The 1,022-nt window shown below is 63.8% G+C and carries 3 protein-coding genes; all 3 read left to right on the top strand.

Going from position 1 to position 1,022, the window contains the following annotated elements:
• On the top strand, nucleotides 1–450 hold a 450-nt coding region (locus RLDS_RS29450; protein ID WP_021224268.1), incomplete at its 5' end, for a hypothetical protein.
• A complete protein-coding gene (locus tag RLDS_RS29445; RefSeq protein ID WP_015460584.1) occupies nucleotides 447–920 on the top strand; it encodes a DUF6878 family protein in 474 nt (157 codons plus the stop codon). The genes RLDS_RS29450 and RLDS_RS29445, both read left to right, overlap by 4 nt.
• A gap of 3 nt (nucleotides 921–923) precedes the next feature.
• Nucleotides 924–1,022: DUF6915 family protein (locus RLDS_RS57335; protein WP_408021060.1), on the top strand; the 99-nt coding region annotated here is incomplete at its 3' end.

Raw genomic sequence — 1,022 nt, 5'->3', positions numbered from 1 at the left:
GACTTCGAGCGCCTCAACCGGCTTGAGGTCGCCGCCTATCGGGCCGCCGTCATCGCCCGCTTCGGCCCGCCCCCGGACGGGTGTGCCCTCGTCTTTATCACCAACCGGCACGACTTCGGCATCTATCGCACGCTCGGTCTCAAGGTCGATGCGGGCGCTTATCGTCGCGATCCCTCGGTCGCGGCCTATGTCGAGGCCGCCCAGGACGGTCTCGCCAGCTGGGTCGAAGCCGGTTTCGCGCCGCCGGTCCGCTACGACGACGGCCGTGCCCCCGCGGTCGACCGGGACCGTATCGACGACATCGTCATGGGTGCGTTGCTCGCGACGCGGCCCGACCCGTTGGGACGGTTCCCCATTCCCGACTTCGAGATCCTTCATCGCAATCTCGCCGCCGCCTACCCTCGCTGCGCCGAGGCCGCGAACCGCTCGCTTGAGGAGACACCAGTATGATACCGACGCAACTTACCTCCGACCAGGCCGCCATTCAGGCTCGTATCGAGGCCGAGATCGCAGAGCATGCCGCCGCCGTCCGGCGTGTCGAAGCGCGCTGCAAGAGCGCGTTCCTGCCTATCCTGCGGGAGCATGGTATCACACGCGTCGACATCAGCTATGATGGTGGCGGTGATGAAGGCATGATGGGCGATGTCACCGCCTATGGCGGCCAGTCTGTCCGGGAATTGCCTTCGGTGCTGTGCGACCATTACGCCGTCGACTATGGTGGAAACGTTCGCAGTTCCGCATTGCAACTGGAGGACGCCCTGTCGTCTTTTGCTGAAAATGCCGTCTGCGACCATCATGGTGGCTGGGAAAATGGCGAGGGCGCCTACGGAGAGATCGTCATCGATGTCGCCTCGGGAGGCGTGACCATCACGCATAATGCCCGGTTCATCGACTACGACACCACCGAGACGGAGCTGTGATCCATGTCTCACTGCTATTTTCATGCGCTCAGCTCGGCGCGCCGCTGGGGCGGCGTGCCGGGCGACTATATCGCCCTTCATCAATGGTTCGATGAATCCAAG

Origin of the sequence: Sphingobium lactosutens DS20 (assembly GCF_000445105.1) — a bacterium.
Classification (GTDB): domain Bacteria; phylum Pseudomonadota; class Alphaproteobacteria; order Sphingomonadales; family Sphingomonadaceae; genus Sphingobium; species Sphingobium lactosutens.
This window is presented reverse-complemented; position numbering and strand designations above follow the sequence as displayed.

Bases quoted from the DNA above. Each gene is read 5' to 3' on its own strand.
- RLDS_RS29445 (WP_015460584.1), top strand. From the start codon at position 447: ATGATACCGACGCAACTTACCTCCGACCAGGCCGCCATTCAGGCTCGT.